Source organism: Bradyrhizobium sp. CCBAU 53351 (assembly GCF_015291745.1).
Taxonomy (GTDB): Bacteria; Pseudomonadota; Alphaproteobacteria; order Rhizobiales; family Xanthobacteraceae; genus Bradyrhizobium.
The window spans coordinates 6,720,049-6,737,063 of the sequence record NZ_CP030059.1; the positions used below are offsets into that span (position 1 = coordinate 6,720,049).

At 63.7% G+C, this 17,015-nt stretch carries 15 protein-coding genes and 1 tRNA gene; 13 read left to right on the top strand and 3 right to left on the bottom strand.

Annotated features, from left to right (window positions below):
• Nucleotides 1-90: 90 nt before the first annotated feature.
• Nucleotides 91-167 (bottom strand) — tRNA-Met (locus tag XH83_RS31930).
• Nucleotides 168-480: 313 nt separating this feature from the next.
• Here XH83_RS31930 and XH83_RS31935 point away from each other — a divergent pair.
• Both XH83_RS31935 and XH83_RS31940 read left to right on the top strand, forming a co-directional pair.
• The gene (locus XH83_RS31935) at nt 481-1,914 is read left to right on the top strand and encodes a coniferyl aldehyde dehydrogenase (RefSeq protein ID WP_194404554.1); all 1,434 of its coding nucleotides are present in this window, start codon (nt 481-483) and stop codon (nt 1,912-1,914) included.
• A gap of 160 nt (nt 1,915-2,074) precedes the next feature.
• Nucleotides 2,075-3,673, top strand: coding sequence for a GMC family oxidoreductase (locus XH83_RS31940; RefSeq protein WP_194404555.1), 1,599 nt, complete (start codon nt 2,075-2,077; stop codon nt 3,671-3,673).
• A gap of 232 nt (nt 3,674-3,905) precedes the next feature.
• Here the strand turns inward: XH83_RS31940 and XH83_RS31945 are convergent, their stop codons facing one another.
• Nucleotides 3,906-4,667, bottom strand: a complete 762-nt coding sequence (locus XH83_RS31945) for an SDR family oxidoreductase (RefSeq protein WP_194404556.1) — start codon at nt 4,665-4,667, stop codon at nt 3,906-3,908.
• 130 nt (nt 4,668-4,797) lie between these two features.
• Between XH83_RS31945 and XH83_RS31950 the strand changes: the two genes are divergently transcribed.
• Nucleotides 4,798-5,310 (top strand): CvpA family protein, encoded by a 513-nt coding sequence (locus tag XH83_RS31950; protein WP_194404557.1) that lies wholly within the window; start codon nt 4,798-4,800, stop codon nt 5,308-5,310.
• Between the two features lie 125 nt (nt 5,311-5,435).
• Complete coding sequence (locus XH83_RS31955; protein WP_194404558.1) at nt 5,436-6,218, top strand: SDR family oxidoreductase; 783 nt, start codon at nt 5,436-5,438, stop codon at nt 6,216-6,218.
• Between the two features lie 144 nt (nt 6,219-6,362).
• On the opposite strand, the gene XH83_RS31960 is transcribed toward XH83_RS31955, so the two are convergent.
• A complete protein-coding gene (locus XH83_RS31960) occupies nt 6,363-6,839 on the bottom strand; it encodes a DUF3775 domain-containing protein (protein WP_194404559.1) in 477 nt (158 codons plus the stop codon).
• Between the two features lie 114 nt (nt 6,840-6,953).
• Here XH83_RS31960 and XH83_RS31965 point away from each other — a divergent pair, with 114 nt between their 5' ends.
• The 9 genes from XH83_RS31965 to XH83_RS32005 all read left to right on the top strand — a co-directional run bounded on the left by XH83_RS31965 (nt 6,954) and on the right by XH83_RS32005 (nt 16,721).
• Entirely contained in the window at nt 6,954-7,802 is an 849-nt protein-coding gene (locus XH83_RS31965; protein ID WP_194404560.1) for an MBL fold metallo-hydrolase, read from the top strand.
• A 244-nt stretch (nt 7,803-8,046) separates the two neighbouring features.
• Nucleotides 8,047-8,889: a fumarylacetoacetate hydrolase family protein gene (locus XH83_RS31970; protein ID WP_194404561.1), complete on the top strand. Its 843-nt coding sequence runs from the start codon at nt 8,047-8,049 to the stop codon at nt 8,887-8,889.
• Nucleotides 8,890-9,045: 156 nt separating this feature from the next.
• A complete protein-coding gene (locus XH83_RS31975; RefSeq protein ID WP_194404562.1) occupies nt 9,046-9,657 on the top strand; it encodes a glutathione S-transferase family protein in 612 nt (203 codons plus the stop codon).
• A gap of 14 nt (nt 9,658-9,671) precedes the next feature.
• Nucleotides 9,672-10,541, top strand: coding sequence for an MBL fold metallo-hydrolase (locus XH83_RS31980; RefSeq protein WP_194404563.1), 870 nt, complete (start codon nt 9,672-9,674; stop codon nt 10,539-10,541).
• Nucleotides 10,542-10,663: 122 nt separating this feature from the next.
• Entirely contained in the window at nt 10,664-11,812 is a 1,149-nt protein-coding gene (locus XH83_RS31985) for an alpha/beta fold hydrolase (RefSeq protein ID WP_194404564.1), read from the top strand.
• Nucleotides 11,813-11,878: 66 nt separating this feature from the next.
• Nucleotides 11,879-12,850, top strand: coding sequence for an iron exporter MbfA (gene mbfA / locus XH83_RS31990; RefSeq protein WP_194404565.1), 972 nt, complete (start codon nt 11,879-11,881; stop codon nt 12,848-12,850).
• A 170-nt stretch (nt 12,851-13,020) separates the two neighbouring features.
• Complete coding sequence (locus XH83_RS31995) at nt 13,021-14,493, top strand: amidase (protein WP_194404566.1); 1,473 nt, start codon at nt 13,021-13,023, stop codon at nt 14,491-14,493.
• Between the two features lie 171 nt (nt 14,494-14,664).
• Entirely contained in the window at nt 14,665-15,018 is a 354-nt protein-coding gene (locus tag XH83_RS32000) for a nuclear transport factor 2 family protein (RefSeq protein ID WP_194404567.1), read from the top strand.
• Nucleotides 15,019-15,410: 392 nt separating this feature from the next.
• Nucleotides 15,411-16,721: a hypothetical protein gene (locus XH83_RS32005; protein ID WP_371746198.1), complete on the top strand. Its 1,311-nt coding sequence runs from the start codon at nt 15,411-15,413 to the stop codon at nt 16,719-16,721.
• The last annotated feature ends 294 nt before the right edge of the window (nt 16,722-17,015 follow it).

Sequence of the window (17,015 nt, forward strand, 5' to 3'; positions counted from 1 at the left end):
AATCGGGTGCGGCGCTGCGGCGTATGACCCAAACAAAAATGGCCCGCGTCAAGCGGGCCATTTTCATATCGGAACCGGTCATTCCGAATTTGGTTGCGGGGATAGGATTTGAACCTATGACCTTCAGGTTATGAGCCTGACGAGCTACCGGGCTGCTCCACCCCGCGTTAAACACTTGCTTTGCCTTCGGTTAAATCCTGGGGACGATCGGTTGAGGCCGGCGCTGTTCGCGTGGCTTGTCTCGTCCGTCCCAAAGGCTTCCTCGGAAGGCAACCCCGGGGCAAAAGCCCGTCGGGTGCGGGGCGTATGTATCAAGGCGGGCTGGCTTTGGAAAGGGCTGCGGGAACGTTTTTTTCGACTTTATGACAGGGCAAGCGACCGATTTCCGCTGTATTCCCCACGCTCTTGCCAGAAGTTCCACAAAGAGCCAGCTTGCGGCAACAAGATGAGGGCCGAACGCGCCCTCGAGGGAGGAACACCGTGGACAAATCCCTGACGAGCGCCCCGGCCGGAGCGCTGGAGGAGGCCTTCCACGCCATGGTCGCGCGCTCGCGGGACGAGCCGACATCCGGGCTTGCCGAGCGGCTCGACCGGCTGGCGCGGCTGCGCAGCCTGGTCGCCGACAATGAGGAGCGGTTCCGGCAGGCGATCTCGGCCGATTTCGGCCACCGCTCGGCCGTCGAGACCACCATCGCCGAGACCATGCTGCTGTACTCCGAGATCCGGCATGCCACAAAGCACCTGAAGAGCTGGATGGCGCCGCAGCGGGTCGCGACCGCGCTGCAATTCCTCCCCGCCCGCAACCGGCTGATGCCGCAGCCGCTCGGCGTCGTCGGCATCATCGCGCCGTGGAATTATCCGCTGCAGCTCACGCTCGCGCCCGCGATCGGCGCGCTTGCCGCCGGCAACCGCGTCCTCATCAAACCGAGCGAGCTGACGCCGCATTTCGCAGCCCTGCTGAAGGAGACGATCGCCACGAGGTTCGATGCGACCGAGTTGCTCGTCACCGGCATCGAGGGCGGGATCGCGGAGGCCATTGCGCGCCTGCCGTTCGATCACCTCGTGTTCACCGGCTCGACCCGGGTCGGGCGGCTGGTCGCGGAGGCCGCGGGGCGCAACCTGACGCCTGTTACGCTCGAGCTCGGCGGCAAGTCGCCCGCGATCATCGACGCCTCGGCCGACCTCGATGAAGCGGCCGAGCGCATCGCCTACGGCAAGCTGCTCAATGCCGGGCAGACGTGCATCGCGCCGGACTATGTGCTGGTGCCGGAGCCATCCTTGCAGGCTTTTGCCGAGAAGGTGCGCGCGCAGATGCGGCGGATGTTCGGCACCGATCCCTCCAACAAGGACTACACCTCGATCATCTCGGACCGGCATTATGCGCGGCTCGAAGGCCTGGTCGCGGATGCCGTGCAGCGCGGTGCCAAGATCCTGCAGCCGGCAAAGGCCGACGATCCGAACTGGAAGGCACACCGCAAATTCCCGCCGACGCTGATCGTCAATGCAAGCGAAGCGATGGCGGCGATGCAGGAGGAGATTTTTGGCCCGGTGCTCCCCGTTTTGGCTTATCGCGATCCGGCCGACGCGATCGCCTTCGTCAACCGTCGCGACCGGCCGCTCGCGCTGTACTGGTTCGGCAAGGACGGTGCCGCGCGGGACGAGGTGCTGGCACGCACCGTCTCCGGCGGCGTCACCATCAACGACTGCCTGTTTCACTTCACGCAAATCAACCAGCCGATGGGCGGCGTCGGCGCATCCGGCACCGGCGCGTATCACGGCGAGTGGGGCTTCCGCACCTTCAGCAAGCTGAAGCCGGTGTTCTATCGCTCCAAGTTCAACCGCCTCGCCGACCTATATCCACCCTATGGCGGCAAGATCGCGCGGCTGGAGAAGCTGATGCGGTTCATGTCGTAGGGGCGACGCAAATGGTGTCGTTCCGGGGCGCCTCCAAGAGGCGAGCTATGGTGCGCGATTGCGCACCTGAGAATCCATCTGACAATCACAATGCGGCCAAATGGATTCCGGGTTCGATGCTCCGCATCGCCCCGGAATGACGACAATGGGGGAAACAACATTGACCGATACATTCGATTTCGTCGTCGTGGGCGCGGGCTCGGGCGGCTCAACCGTGGCGGGGCGGCTGTCGGAGGATGCGGGGGCATCCGTCGCGCTGCTCGATGCGGGCGGACGCAACGATAGCTGGCGGATCACCACGCCATTCGGGCTTGCCCTGCCCTACAAGACGGCCAACTGGGCCTTCGATACCGTGCCGCAGAAGGGATTGAACGGCCGTATCGGCTATCAACCGCGCGGCAAGGGCCTCGGTGGCTCCTCGGCGATCAACGCCATGGTCTATATCCGCGGCCACAAATGGGACTACGACCACTGGGCCTCGCTCGGCAATGAAGGCTGGTCGTATGCGGACGTGCTGCCCTATTTCAAGCGCTCGGAGAACAACGCCGATTTCGACGGCGAATATCACGGCAAGGGCGGCCCGCTGCATGTCAACCGGCTGCGCACGGACAATCCAATCCATGACGTGTTCCTTCAGGCCGCGCGCGAGGCGCAGTTTCGCATTCGCGAGGACTTCAATGGCGAGGATCATGAAGGGCTCGGCAGCTACCAGGCGACGCAACACAATGGCGAACGCTGGAGCGCGGCGCGCGCTTATCTCGATCCCCATATGGGCAAGCGCGTGAATCTGCGTGTCGAGACCGGCGCGCACGCCACGAAGATCCTGTTCGAAGGCAGCCGCGCGGTCGGCGTCGAGTATGTGCAGGGCAAGCAGACAAAGCAGTTGCGCGCCCGCCGCGAGGTGATCCTCGCCTCCGGCGCCTTCCAGTCACCGCAATTGCTGATGCTCTCGGGTATCGGCGATGGCGACGCGCTCCGTACGCACGGCATTGGCGTCGTGCATCATCTGCCGGGCGTCGGGCGCAATCTGCAGGACCATCCGGATTTCGTGTTCGTCTATGCCTCCGACTATCCGCACTTCGTCCACGCCTCGCTCGGCCGGTTGCCGTCCCTGCTTCGCGCCATCCAGCAATACCGCCGCGAACGGCGCGGCCTGATGACCACCAATTTTGCCGAGTGCGGCGGCTTTCTGAAGACCCGGCCTGACCTCGACGTACCCGACATCCAGTTGCACTTCGTCATCGCGATGCTGGACGACCACGGCCGCAAGAAGCACAAGGAGGCGGGTTTCTCATGCCATGTCTGCCTGCTCAGGCCCAAGAGCCGCGGCAGCGTATGGCTGAAAAGCGCCGATCCGCTCGCGGCTCCCATGATCGACCCGAATTTCCTCGGCGAGGCAGAGGATCTCGAGGCAATGGTCGCAGGCTTCAAGACCACGCGGCGGCTGATGGAGACGCCGGCGCTGCGCGCGTTGCAGAAGAAGGACATGTTCACGTCCGGCGTGAAGACCGACGATGACATCCGCGCCATCCTGCGCGAGCGCGTCGACACCGTCTATCACCCCGTCGGCACCTGCAGGATGGGGACGGACGCGATGGCGGTGGTCGATCCGGCGCTGAAGGTGCACGGCGTCGAGCAATTGCGCATCGTCGACGCCTCGATCATGCCGACGCTGATCGGCGGCAACACCAATGCGCCGACCATCATGATCGGGGAGAAGGCGGCGGATATGATCCGGGGGGAGATGCGGGCGAGTTGAGCGATGGTGCCGCCTTGTGAAGTGCGAGGCTCCCACCTCGTCAACCGCGGTCGTCCCCACGAACGCGGGGATCCATAACCACAGGGAGAAGTTGCGGCGCGAGGTGCTCACTCCGAAGTCCTCGCCAAACTACTCACTGTGGCCAAAGGGTCTTGGATCTGCGCGCGCTTGAGGCGCGCTTGTCCAGGACGACAGCGGAGTGAAAATCGCCTGTTCGGAAGACGGGAGAAAATCAATTCAACAAGAACCCGCCGTCCACGGTCACCACACTCCCCGTCATGTAACGCGACGCCTGTGACGCCAGCAGCAGGATGGCGCCGTCGAGGTCGGACTCGGCGCCGACGCGGCGCTGGGGGATGCGCTTGGCGAGACGTTCGCCTGCCGGCGTCGACCAGAAGGCGTGGTTCATCTCGGTGTCGATATAGCCGGGTGCGAGCGCGTTAATGCGGATGTTCTGGCCTGCGAGCTCCAGCGCCATCGCCTTCGTCGCCTGGATGATTCCGGCCTTGGAGATCGCGTAGGGCGACACCGCCTTCAACACGCCGGTGCCGAGCACCGAGGCGATGTTGACGATGTTGCCTTGCTGCTTGCGCGCGATCATGCGCCGCGCGATTTCGGTCGCCAGGAAATAAGCGCCCTTCAGATTGGCCCCGATCACGGCGTCCCAATCAGCCTCGGTCTGCTCGGTCGCGAGCTTCTCGATGGCGATGCCGGCATTGTTGATCAGCACCGTGACAGGACCGAGCGCCGCTTCCGCGGCATCCACGGCCGGCGCGATCGAGGCGGTGTCGGTAACGTCGAGCGCGACCGCCGCGGCGCGGCCGCCTTTGCCGCGGATTTCCTCTTCCAGGCTCTTCAGCTTGTCCGTCTGCCGCGCCGCGAGCACCACGGCCGCGCCATGTGCCGCCAGCACCCGGGCAAATTGCCGGCCGAGCCCCTGGCTCGCGCCAGTGACGAGGATGGTTTCTTGACTGACGTCGAATAGGCCTGACATGACGATTTCCTCGAACGAATCCCGCGCGTAGCCCCGAATTTTGGAGCCATCAATACAGACGATTTTATCGATCTGAAACCGGAATGATCGGACTTGCGTTCACTTGCTCCATCAAGGCAGGGTTGTGCTCATGAACAGTTTCGATCTCGCCGTCTATGCCGCACTCGCCATCGCGGTCGGCTTCGGCTTCAGGACCGGCCTGCTGCGCAGCGCCATGACCATCCTCGCCTATCTCCTCGCCGCGCCGATTGCGGTCGCGCTGATGCCGCTGATTGCGCCGCAGATTGCAGGCAACCCGAATTCACCGCTGCTGCAGAACTGGATCTGGTTCTTCGGCATCTTCGTCGTGGTCGGCATGCTGTTCGGGCATATCGGCCACATCACGCTGAACGATACCATCGGCGAGGCCGGCATCGGCGACCGGCTTGGCGGCGCCGCGCTCGGCGCCATCAGGGTCGGCCTCGTCGCCACCACGCTGGTGCTGGTTTTCGACCAGATCGTGCCGGCCAATCGCCAGCCGCCGTTTCTCGCCGGCTCGCATCTACGGCCCCTGTTCTCCATGGCGGGGCAGATGGGCTTCAAGTCGCTGCCGCCGGAAGCGGCCTCCGCGATCGACCGCCTCAAGCAGGAGCGGCGGATCTAGAACGCATTTGCATCGCTGGCCCCCGGTGCATGCATTTTGATGCGAGCCCGTCCCTTATCAGCGGCGCGGCGATTGGCTAGAGTGCCGCCATCCAAAACCTGCCTGACATTTACGGGAGTGAAACAGTGGATCTTGGGATCAAAGGTCGCCGCGCCATCGTCTGCGCATCCAGCAAGGGCCTCGGCCGCGCCTGCGCCATTTCGCTGGCGGAAGCCGGCGTCGACGTCACGCTGACCGCGCGCGGCGCCGAAGCTTTGAAGAAGACCGCGGACGAGATCCGGAAAGCCTATCCTGACGTGAAGGTCACCGAGATCGTCGGCGACATCACGACGCCGGCGGGCCGCGAAGCCGTGCTGAAGGCATGCCCGGAGCCCGACATCCTGATCAACAATGCCGGCGGCCCGCCGCCCGGCGATTTCCGCAACTGGACCCGCGACGACTGGATCAAGGCGATCGACGCCAACATGCTGACCCCGATCGAGCTGATCAAGGCGACCGTGGACGGCATGATGGGGCGCAAGTTCGGCCGCATCGTCAACATCACCTCGGCCGCGGTGAAGGCGCCGATCGACATCCTCGGCCTCTCCAACGGTGCGCGCGCCGGCCTCACCGGCTTCATCGCCGGCCTGTCGCGCAAGACCGTGATCAACAACGTCACCATCAATGGCCTGTTGCCCGGCCCGTTCGAGACCGATCGCCTCACCAGTACCGCGAAGGGCGAAGCCGACAAGCGCGGCGTCACACCGCAGCAGATCCTGGCCGAGCGCGCCAAGCTCAACCCCGCCGGCCGCTTCGGCCAGCCCGACGAGTTCGGCTATGCCTGCGCCTTCCTGTGCGGCGCCAAGGCCGGCTTCATCACCGGGCAGAACATCCTGCTGGACGGCGGCGCGTTCCCGGGGACGCTGTGAGGCGTCGCGCCTGAAACGGCGCGATCCACGAAAGATCGTCATGCCCGGGCTTGTCCCGGGCATCCACGTTCTTTGCGCTGGGTAGGAAGACGTGGATGGCCGGGTCAAGCCCGGCCATGACGATGTGGGGGCGTCGGGTGCCCCTCAACGCTGTTTGGTCGGCTCATCCTCGTCCTGCTGACTCGGCCCGGACGAGTCGGCCGTCGTGCGCTCGTCGGTCCAGTCGATGCCGAATGCGTCGAGCCCGTCGGCGAGCAGATCGCCCAGCATGGGCTCGCCGAGCAGATAGTGCACGGTTTCGCGGCGCGGGCTGCGATACTCGGTGCGCGCCTCCGCCGCGCGTGCGCGCAAATCGCCCCATTCATCGATCGTGCCGTCGCCGCGACCAAGCCAGGTCAGCGCGACGAGATCGACCTGCTCGTCTTCGTTCAAGGCGATCATGAAGCTCCCGAGTTCTTGGACGACAGGATCAGAGCCGTCGTCCTCGAGGACATCGAGCGCATCGTCATCGCTCGGGTTCGAGCCGGAATCCGGATCGGAATCGCCCTCCTTGACGTCGAATTCGCGCGCCTTCTCGATGATGAAGGCGACCTTATCAGCGGAAATCGCAAGCTCTGGCATGGCTCCTCCTCCGGTTCCGGCGATAACGCCGCAGCGCGTCAGATGATCCATTGCGCATCATGGCGGAAACGGCGCATGTTTCGCCACCAACGCGAGGAACATGGGAAACGCCGGATGCAATGGAAGGTCGGTCGGGTCAAAATCACGAAAGTGGTGGAGTTGGAGACGGTCGGCTCGACCCGCTTCATCCTGCCACTGGCGGGCCATGCAGAGATTCAGAAATTGCCTTGGCTGATCCCGCATTTCGCCACCGAAGAGGGCCGGCTGAAAATGTCGATCCATTCGCTGGTGGTGGAGACGCCTTCGCGCCGCATCGTGGTCGACACCGGCCTCGGCAACGACAAGCAGGGCCGCAATGTTCCGACCTGGAACAACCGCACCACGCCGTTCCTGGCGACGATGATGGCCGCGGGCTTTGCACCCGACAGCATCGACACGGTGCTGTGCACGCATCTTCATGTCGATCATGTCGGCTGGAATACGAGGCTGGTCGACGGCAAATGGGTGCCGACCTTTGCGAACGCGCGCTACGTCTTCGGCAAGACCGAATACGAGCACTGGCACGACCACTCCACCGAACCGGACAAGCAGGCCGTGTTTGAGGATTCCGTGCAGCCGATCGTCGCTGCCGGCAGGGCCGATCTGATCCCGAGCGACCACCGGCTTTGCGAGGAGATCAGCATGATCCCGACGCCGGGCCACAGCCCCGGTCATATGAGCATTCTCATCCAGTCCGGCGGCGAGCAAGGCCTGCTCACGGGTGACGTCGCCCATCACCCCTGCCAGATGGCACATCTCGACTGGTCCTCGACCGCGGATTCCGACCAGGCGCAATCGGCCGAGACGCGGCGCGAATTGTTCGGCCGCTTTGCCGACACCCCGACGCTGGTGATCGGCGGGCATTTCTCGGCCGGGCACATCAAGCGGGACGGCGACGCGTTCAGGTTCGTGGCGCTGGATTAGGCCTCGTGCCCCGGATGCTGCGCAGCGCGAAGTGATGCGCTGCTAAGCCGGGGCCATGCTCGGGGCATTCTGGGTCTCGGCTGTGCGCCGCACCGCTGCGCTGCGCCGCGTCCGGGACACGAAACCGCCGTTGCCCACCGAATTGGGGGGCTGCAATGCGCCCCCTTTTCGGCGGTTGAATTTCCCGCCGCCCTGTTCCATGAAGCTGTTAACCGATCGGTCCAATCTCCAGGGAGAAACGAGAATGAAGCTTGTTCGTTACGGCGAGAAGGGTGCGGAAAAGCCCGGCCTGATCGACAAATCCGGCCAGTTGCGCGACCTGTCGGCGCATCTGAAGGACCTCACGGGCGAGGCCTATTCGCCGGAGAGCCTGAAGAAGCTGGCAGGCCTCGATCCTGCCTCGCTGCCTGCCGTTTCCGGCAAGCCGCGGTTCGGCGCCCCCGTCACCGGCATCTCGAAATTCGTCGCGATCGGCCTCAACTATTCCGACCACGCCAAGGAGACCGGCGCCGACATCCCGAGCGAGCCGATCATCTTCATGAAGGCTAACACCTCGCTGTCCGGCCCGAACGACGCTGTCGAGAAGCCGCGCGGCTCGACCAAGCTCGACTGGGAAGTCGAGATCGCCGCGATCATCGGCACCCGTGCGAAATACGTCTCGGAAGCCGACGCGCTGAACCACGTCGCCGGCTACTGCGTCTGCAACGACGTCTCCGAGCGCGCATTCCAGATCGAGCGCCTGGGGCAGTGGACCAAGGGCAAGTCGCACGACACGTTCGGTCCGCTCGGACCGTGGCTCGCGACCAAGGACGAGATCAAGGACGTGCAGAACCTGTCGATGTGGCTCGACGTCAATGGCCAGCGCCGCCAGACTGGCTCGACCAAGACCATGATCTTCTCCATGGCCAAGTGCATTTCCTACGTCTCGCAGTTCATGACGCTGCTGCCCGGCGACGTCATCACCACCGGCACGCCGCCCGGCGTCGGTCTCGGCATGAAGCCGCCGACCTTCCTCAATGTCGGCGACGTCATCACGCTCGGCATCGAGGGCCTCGGCGAGCAGAGGCAGGAGATCGTGGCGGCGTAAGCTGCGCCTACACGCTCCGTCGTCATGCCCGGGCTCGACCCGGGCATCCACGTCTCACAGTCTTGCCACGCGGCGACGCGTGGATGGCCGGGTCGAGCCCGGCCATGACGGAGGAGACACCGTTCGTACAAGATCGATTGCAGGGATTGGTCCATCATGAAACTCTCCTTCTCCCCCGCCTCGCCCTTCGCCCGCAAGGTGCGCATCGCGGCGATCGAGCTGGGGCTGATCGACAAGATCGAATTCACGCCGGCGGCCGTCGCGCCGGGCACGGCCAATGAGGACTATTCGAAGATCACGCCCCTGAAGAAGCTGCCGGTGCTGATCACCAATGACGGCGACGTCATTTTGGATTCCTACGTGATCGTCGAATATCTCAACGAGATGGCCGGCGGCAGCCTGATCCCGGACTACGGCCCGCGACGCTGGAAGGCCAAGACCAATCACTCCCTGATCAACGGCATGCTCGATTCCATGCTGCTGTGCCGCTACGAGAAGATGGTGCGGCCGCAGGGCCTGCAATGGCAGGCCTGGTCGGACGACCATTGGAACAGGGCCTGGACCGGCATGGCGCGCTTCGAGAACATGCCTGAGGTGCTGAACGGCCCGTTCGACATCTCGCAGATCGGCCTCGTCTGCGTGCTCGGCTACGCCGACTTCCGCTTCGCCGATTGCGGCTGGCGCAAGGCCTATCCGAAGCTCGATGCCTTCCACCAGAAGATGCTGGAGCGGCCCTCCGTGAAGATCTCGGTGCCGCCGGCCGCATAATTGCTGGAGTTCTCATGAGCCTGAAGTTCTCGGTCGGCGATCTCACCATCCATCGCATCATCGAGCAGGAAACCTCGTTCGTCCCGGCACTGGAGATGCTGCCGGGACTGACGCCGGACGTGCTGGCCGAGAACCGGACGTGGATGCGCGAGGCGAAGGCACTGGACGAACAGGGCGTGCTGCTGCTGTGCTTCCAGTCTTACGTGGTGAAGACGCCGCATCATACCATTCTTGTCGACAGCTGCATCGGCAACGACAAGCCGCGGCCCAATCGCCCCAAATGGAACATGAAGACTGACGACACGTATTTGCGTGCTCTGGGTGCCGCCGGCTTCTCGGTCGATGACATCGACTTCGTGATGTGCACGCATCTGCATGTCGATCACGTCGGCTGGAATACGCGGCTCGAGAACGGCCGCTGGGTCCCGACCTTCCCTAAGGCGCGCTACGTCTTTGCCCGGCAGGAATTCGATCATTGGTCCGCGCAGAACACGAAGATGGAGATTCCCCCTTTCGTCGACAGCGTGCTGCCGGTGGTCGAGGCGAAACGTCACGAACTCGTCGGCAACGATCATGAGATCGGCGACCACGTCCGCATCCTGCCGACACCCGGCCACACGCCCGGCCATATCGCCATCACCATGGGCCGCGGCCGGGACGACGCCGTGTTCTCCGGCGACCTCATGCACTCGCCGCTGCAGACGCTCTATCCGGAGCTGTCGATCAAGTTCGACGTCGATCCCGCGGCTGCCGCGAAGACGCGACGCGGTTTCCTGGAACGCTATTGCGACACGGATACGCTGTGCTGCACGGCGCATTTCCCCTCGCCGTCGGTCGGGAAGATCCGACGTAAGGGCAATGCGTTCGTGTGTGAGGCGGTATAGCGAAGATGCAGTAGGGTGGGTTAGCCGAAGGCGTAACCCACCACTTCTGCCTCCTCGGAAACGGAAGAGGTGGGTTACGCTACGCTAACCCACCCTACGATAATGCCCGTGTGGAGAAACCTATGACGGCACTCCCCGACATCCCCCTGCCCGCCGGCATCCGCTCGCGTTATGTCGATGGCATCAACGGCCTGCGCATGCATGTGCTGGAGGCCGGCTTCGAGACCAAGGGGCGGCGCTGTATCCTTTTGCTGCACGGCTTTCCGGAGCTGGCCTTCTCCTGGCGCAAGGTTATGCCGGCCCTGGCCGCAGCCGGTTATCACGTCATCGCGCCAGACCAGCGCGGCTATGGCCGCACCACAGGATGGAGCGCGGACTACGACGGCGATCTCGCGCCGTTCTCGCTCCTCAACCTCGTGCGCGACGCGCTCGCTTTGGTGTCGGCATTCGGCTACAGGCAGGTCGACGTCGTCGGGCATGATTTCGGCAGTCCGGTTGCTGCCTGGTGCGCGCTGATCAGGCCCGACGTGTTTCGCTCGGTGACGCTGATGAGCGCGCCGTTCGGCGGAGCGCCGCCGCTGCCTTTCAATACGGTCGATGCACCGGCCAAGCCTGCGATCGAAGACCCCGTGCATCGCGAACTCGCCGCGCTGCCGCGTCCGCGCAAGCATTATCAATGGTACTACGCGACACGCGCGGCCAACGCCGACATGCAGCACGCGCCGCAGGGCGTGCATGATTTCCTGCGCGCCTATTATCATCACAAGAGCGCCGACTGGGCCGGCAACAAGCCGTATCCGCTGACATCGTGGTCGGCGAACGAGCTGGCGAAGCTGCCGACCTATTACGTGATGGACGCCGGCGAGACCATGGCTGAGACGGTGGCGAAGGAGATGCCTTCGCCGGCCATGATCGCCGCCAACCAATGGCTGCCCGACAGCGACCTCGCTTTTTACAGCGCCGAATATGGTCGCACGGGATTCCAGGGCGGCTTGCAATGGTATCGCTACGGCACGTCGGGGACGCTGAACAGCGAGATGCAATTGTTCTCCGGTCGCAGCATCGACGTGCCCTCCTGCTTCGTCTCGGGCCAGCAGGATTGGGGCACGTATCAGCGCCCCGGCGTGTTCGAGGCCATGCAGGGGCGCGGCTGCACGGAGATGCTCAGTTGCCATCTCGTCGACGGCGCGGGCCATTGGGTGCAGCAGGAGCAATCGGCCGAGGTTAGCCGGCTGCTGCTGGCGTTTCTCGCCAAAGCCCATCCGGCTTGATTTGACCCGGGAACAACGGCCGCCTATATAGTTTAGAATAATTCTAAACTGTACGACAGGGCTGCCGTGAAGACTTTTGCCGAACTGACCGAACGCGAGGTGCTGGCGGTCGCGATTTCTTCCGAGGAGGAAGACAGCCGCATCTACATGGCCTTCGCTGAGGATCTGAAGGAACGCTATCCGGACTCGGCCAAGCTGTTCGAGCAAATGGCCGAGGAAGAACGCGGCCATCGCCATATGCTGCTGGAATTGTACGAGCAGCGCTTCGGCCAGCATTTGCCGCCGATCCGTCGCGAGGACGTCAAGGGCTTTCTGCGCCGCCGCCCGATCTGGCTGACCAAGAACCTGCCGCTCGACACCATCCGCCGGGAAGTCGAGACCATGGAGCTCGAGGCCGAGCGCTTCTATGCCAAGGCCGCCGAGCAGGCCGAGGACGTCAACGTGCGCCGGCTGCTGGGCGACCTCGCCGAAGCGGAGAAGGGCCATGAGCACACCGCCGCCAGATTGACCGACGAGATCCTGAAACCGGACGTGCGCGCCGAGGAGGATCGCACACGGCGACGGATGTTCGTGCTGCAATATGTGCAGCCGGGCCTCGCCGGCCTGATGGATGGTTCGGTCTCGACACTGGCACCGCTGTTTGCGGCCGCCTTCGCCACCCATCAGAACTGGCAGACGTTCCTGGTCGGCCTTGCGGCCTCGATCGGCGCCGGCATCAGCATGGGCTTTGCGGAAGCGCTGTCCGACGACGGCTCGCTGACCGGGCGCGGCTCGCCCTGGCTGCGCGGCGTCACCTGCGGTGCGATGACGACGCTCGGCGGCCTCGGCCACACCGCGCCCTATCTCGTGCCCGACAGTTGGGCCAATGCATTCTGGATCGCAACGGCGATCGCCTGCGTCGTGGTGTTCTTCGAATTGTGGGCGATCGCCTTCATCCGCTCTCGCTACATGGACACGCCGTTCCTTCAGGCCGTGTTCCAGATCGTGCTCGGCGGCGCCATCGTGCTGGCGGTGGGGATATTGATCGGAGCGGCGTAGGCCGCCTCACATTCCGCTGTGATCGCCCGCGAAGGCGGGCGATCACACCAACTCTGTCGTTGGATCTGCCCGATAGCCAGCAGCCGGCATGGCAATCGCGATCAAACAACCGTTGCAGCATTCGGCCAAACTGCGCATCATCCTCCGCCAATAAGAACAGGAGACGCGCCATGGCCAAATCGGACTGGAGTTTCAAGAGCGCGGTCGAGCTGTCGGCCGCATTGAACGCGAAGAAGGTCTCCGCGAGCGAGCTCACGCGGGATGCGATCGACCGCATCGAGCGTCACGACGGCAAGGTCAACGCGATCTGCGTGCGGGATTTCGAGCGCGCGCTCGGCGCCGCGCGCGAGGCGGATGCCGCCTTGGGCCGCGGCGAGCGCAAGCCGCTGCTCGGCCTGCCCGTGACGGTGAAGGAGTCGTTCAACGTCGCAGGCCTGCCGACGACCTGGGGCTGGCCCCCGCAGAAGGATTTCAGGCCGGCGGAGGATGCACTTTCGATCAGCCGGGTGAAGAACGCCGGCGGCGTCATTCTCGGCAAGACCAACGTTCCTGTGGGGTTGGGGGATTGGCAGAGCTACAACGACATCTACGGCACGACGAACAATCCTTTCGATCTCGGCCGCACGCCGGGCGGCTCATCGGGCGGGTCGTCGGCAGCACTTGCGGCCGGCTACGGTCCGCTCTCGCTCGGCTCCGACATCGGCGGTTCGCTGCGCGTGCCGGCGTTCCATTGCGGCGTCTATGCGCACAAGCCGACCTACAATCTCTGTCCGACGCGCGGCCATACGCCACCGCCGTTTCCGGCGATCCCGATGGAGCGCGACATGGCGGTGATCGGCCCGATGGCCCGGAGCGCAGCCGATCTGACGCTGCTGCTGGACGTGATGGCCGGCCCCGATCCGCTGGACCTCGGTATCGGATACAAGCTCGCGCTGCCAGAGGCGCGCCATGCCGGGCTGAAAGATTTCCGCCTGCTGGTGATCGACAGCCATCCGTTGCTGCCGGCCAATGCCGAGATCCGCGGCGCGATCGAGAAGCTGGCCGGGCAGTTGACGAACGCCGGCGTGAAAGTCGCTCGCGAAAGCCCGCTGTTTCCAGACTTCCGCGAGGCCTCGCGCCTCTACATGCGCATGCTGATGAGCTTTCTGGGCGCGTTCTTTCCGCCTGATATTCTCGCCGGCGCACGTGCCGGCGCGGCGCAGCTCTCAACCGAGGACACGAGCCTTGCGGCCGAGCGGCTGCGCGGCATGACCAGCACTCATCAGGCCTGGGTGTTCGACGAGGGCGCGCGCGCCGGCTTGCGCGCGCAATGGCGGCAATTGTTCAGGACATTCGATGCGGTAATCTGCCCGATCATGCCGACCCCCGCTTATCCGCATGATCATTCGCCGGAGCAGGAGAAGCGGCGGATCAACATCGACGGCAAGGATCATGTCTACCCGGACCAGCTTGCCTGGCCCGGCATCGCCACGCTGACGGGACTGCCGGCCACGGCCGTTCCGCTCGGTCTGTCGAAGGACGGCCTGCCGGTCGGCGTGCAGATCATCGGTCCCTTCCTCGAAGACCGCACGCCGCTCAAGCTGGCCGAGTTGATCGAGCGCGAGTTCGGCGGATTCGTGCCGCCGCCTTTGTTCAACGACTAGCGCTCGTCCCACGAATCATTGCAAGCGCAGCGCAGCAATCCAGACTGCATCCGCGGAAACATTCCTGGATTCCTTCGTCGCAAGGGCTCCTCGCAATGACGGAGCAAAATAATGTCGAGATTCCGGGTTCGTGCTCCGCACCCCGGGAATGACAGCGAGGCAGGAACACCCATGAGCCAGGACCTCGAACAGCTCAGCGCCCTCAATCGCGACTATGTCGCCTCGGTGCAGAACTGCGACGCCAAGCGCTTCGACGAAATCCTGGCGCCGGAGTTCTATTGCTCCAATCCCGACAAGACGCTGGTCGACCGCGCCGCCTTCCTGGAGCAGACCGCGCGACCGATCGCGATTCGCGATCTGCACGCACATGACGTCATCATCCGCATCATAGGCGACTTCGCCATCATCCACGCCGCAACGAGATACACCACGGCGGACGGTCAGCAGGCGACGGGAAGATACACCGATTGTTGGGCGAAGAAGAACGGCAAATGGCTCGCGGTGTCGGCGCACGTGTCTCGGTGAGATCTCTTTGCCTCGCGCCGCAAAGCGGCCGGAGACTAATGCGAGTTCCCCCTAAACATTTGCTAACCAAATAATCCCTTCGCGAGCCTTCAGTCGGTTGCACAACCGAGATTTATACAACCCGCAATGAATGCGCGTATAGGTAGACGAGATGTGACACCCCAACGTCTTGTTTTGCCATGGATCGAAGCTCTGAAGACCTCTGTGTTCCAGAGGGCCGCAAGAACCAACCGCGTTCCGAATACCGAAATCCATCTCCTTCTGATTGCGCGGACCCCACCTGTGGTCCTCGATGGTCACTCACAGATCCTGCACAGAGTGATGGCGTAACAAACATCGCTATCCGGGCCGGTACGCCGGGCGAGTTTGAGCGCAGCATCCAGCGCGAGGAGGTGTTGCGGACGAAGCCGCTGGCAATCGCCCTCATGCTGGTGTGCGGGCTTGCAGGCCTTGCTCTCCGATACCTTCTCCGGGGATACGCCAACAGCGACGCCTTTCAGTTCCTGATCCCGTGGTACACATTTGCCCGGGATCACGGCCTTGGCGCGCTGGCCGAGCCTTTCACCAACTACACCCCGTTTTACAGCTACCTCCTGTTGATCGCGGCGTCTTTTGATTGGCTCGGCCAGCCACTTTCGCTGGTGAAGACGATCTCGGCAGTCTTCGAGCTCGGTTGCGCGATCGTCGTCGCACAGATCGTCTGGCGCGCGACAAAACTACCATTGCGCGCGTCCCTGGCCTTCTGCGCGGTCTGGCTTGCACCGACGGTGATCTTCAATGGCGCCATGTGGGGACAGGCTGATTCGATCTGGACCTTCTTTACGTTGGTTTCCGTGACGCTGTTCATGCGGGACCGAAACGGCATTCTGCCGTTCGCGGTGGCCTTTTCGGTGAAAGCCCAGGGCGCTTTCCTGGGCCCCTTCGTACTGGGCATGATTCTGCGTCGCAGGATGCGCTTGGCATGGCTCGCCGCTATTCCCGGGGTCTATGTGGTCCTCGCCTTTCCGGTTATCGTCGCGGGCAGATCCTTGGTCTCGGTGCTCGGCGTTTACATAGACCAGGCCAACACCTTTCACCGGCTCTTCATAAGCGCAGCGAACATCTGGATCTTCGCTGCCGGCATGCCCTACGCCATCGGAGTTGCCGCCGGCCTCGTTCTCGCTTCGGCAGGCGGGCTTGCCCTTTCGATCTTCATCGCGCAGTCCAGGCGGACGGGACCGGAGTTTATCCTGCTCGTCGCAAGCGTATCGCTCATGCTCATGCCCTACCTTCTGCCGAAGATGCACGAGCGCTACTTCTACGCCTTCGAGCTTGCGTCCATCGGTCTGGCCTGCATCAATCTGCGCTATCTGCCGTTCGCAGTCATTGCCCAGGTCGACGGCGTGTTGTCCTATCTCGCTTTTGACCGCGGGATCGTCATGAGTCTGCTGCCGGCGGCGCTCTGCAACACCGTTCTCGTGTTCTACCTCGTGCTCGATCTCCGTCACGGCGAACGGGGATCTCGCTTTCCGAGACTGGCCTGGCTCGGCTTCATCGCGTCGACTGCGGGACTGTTCTCCTATTTGCTGTTCGCGGGTGCCGGAATGAACGTATCCCCTGCCTATGTGTTCGCCTCGGGGCTTGCCGCACTCATGACGCTGCGGCTCCTCAAGGAGTCGCATCGCGGCTCGGCCCACGATCCGGCCCCGTCGCATCGAGCTTGATTTTCGGAGCAATGCGCCCGTCTCGGGCGAAACGGTACGGATATCCCGCGTCCTCGAGCAGAATGCCGCCGTAGGCGCCTGATCGGGCGGCGCCGGCATCAGCCGTGCCAGCTGTCGGACACGATCACGCGACGCAAGCGCCTCTCCGGCCTTCATGCCGGTAAAGCCCCTTCGGTCTTCGCTGCAGTCATTCCGGTGACTGCCGTAAAGCAATCGGTAACCAAACAATCTTTTCCCGGGCAATGTAAAACCTGCACATCCGACATTTATGCGGCTGGCAATTGTTCGCCCCTA

What these genes read in the sequence shown, in the direction of transcription:
- XH83_RS31945 (WP_194404556.1), bottom strand. Translation starts at nt 4,667, where the DNA reads ATGTCAGGCCTATTCGACGTCAGTCAAGAAACCATCCTCGTCACTGGC.
- XH83_RS31950 (WP_194404557.1), top strand. Translation starts at nt 4,798, where the DNA reads ATGAACAGTTTCGATCTCGCCGTCTATGCCGCACTCGCCATCGCGGTC.
- XH83_RS31960 (WP_194404559.1), bottom strand. Translation starts at nt 6,839, where the DNA reads ATGCCAGAGCTTGCGATTTCCGCTGATAAGGTCGCCTTCATCATCGAG.
- XH83_RS31965 (WP_194404560.1), top strand. Translation starts at nt 6,954, where the DNA reads ATGCAATGGAAGGTCGGTCGGGTCAAAATCACGAAAGTGGTGGAGTTG.
- XH83_RS31970 (WP_194404561.1), top strand. Translation starts at nt 8,047, where the DNA reads ATGAAGCTTGTTCGTTACGGCGAGAAGGGTGCGGAAAAGCCCGGCCTG.
- XH83_RS31975 (WP_194404562.1), top strand. Translation starts at nt 9,046, where the DNA reads ATGAAACTCTCCTTCTCCCCCGCCTCGCCCTTCGCCCGCAAGGTGCGC.
- XH83_RS31980 (WP_194404563.1), top strand. Translation starts at nt 9,672, where the DNA reads ATGAGCCTGAAGTTCTCGGTCGGCGATCTCACCATCCATCGCATCATC.
- XH83_RS31985 (WP_194404564.1), top strand. Translation starts at nt 10,664, where the DNA reads ATGACGGCACTCCCCGACATCCCCCTGCCCGCCGGCATCCGCTCGCGT.
- XH83_RS31995 (WP_194404566.1), top strand. Translation starts at nt 13,021, where the DNA reads ATGGCCAAATCGGACTGGAGTTTCAAGAGCGCGGTCGAGCTGTCGGCC.
- XH83_RS32000 (WP_194404567.1), top strand. Translation starts at nt 14,665, where the DNA reads ATGAGCCAGGACCTCGAACAGCTCAGCGCCCTCAATCGCGACTATGTC.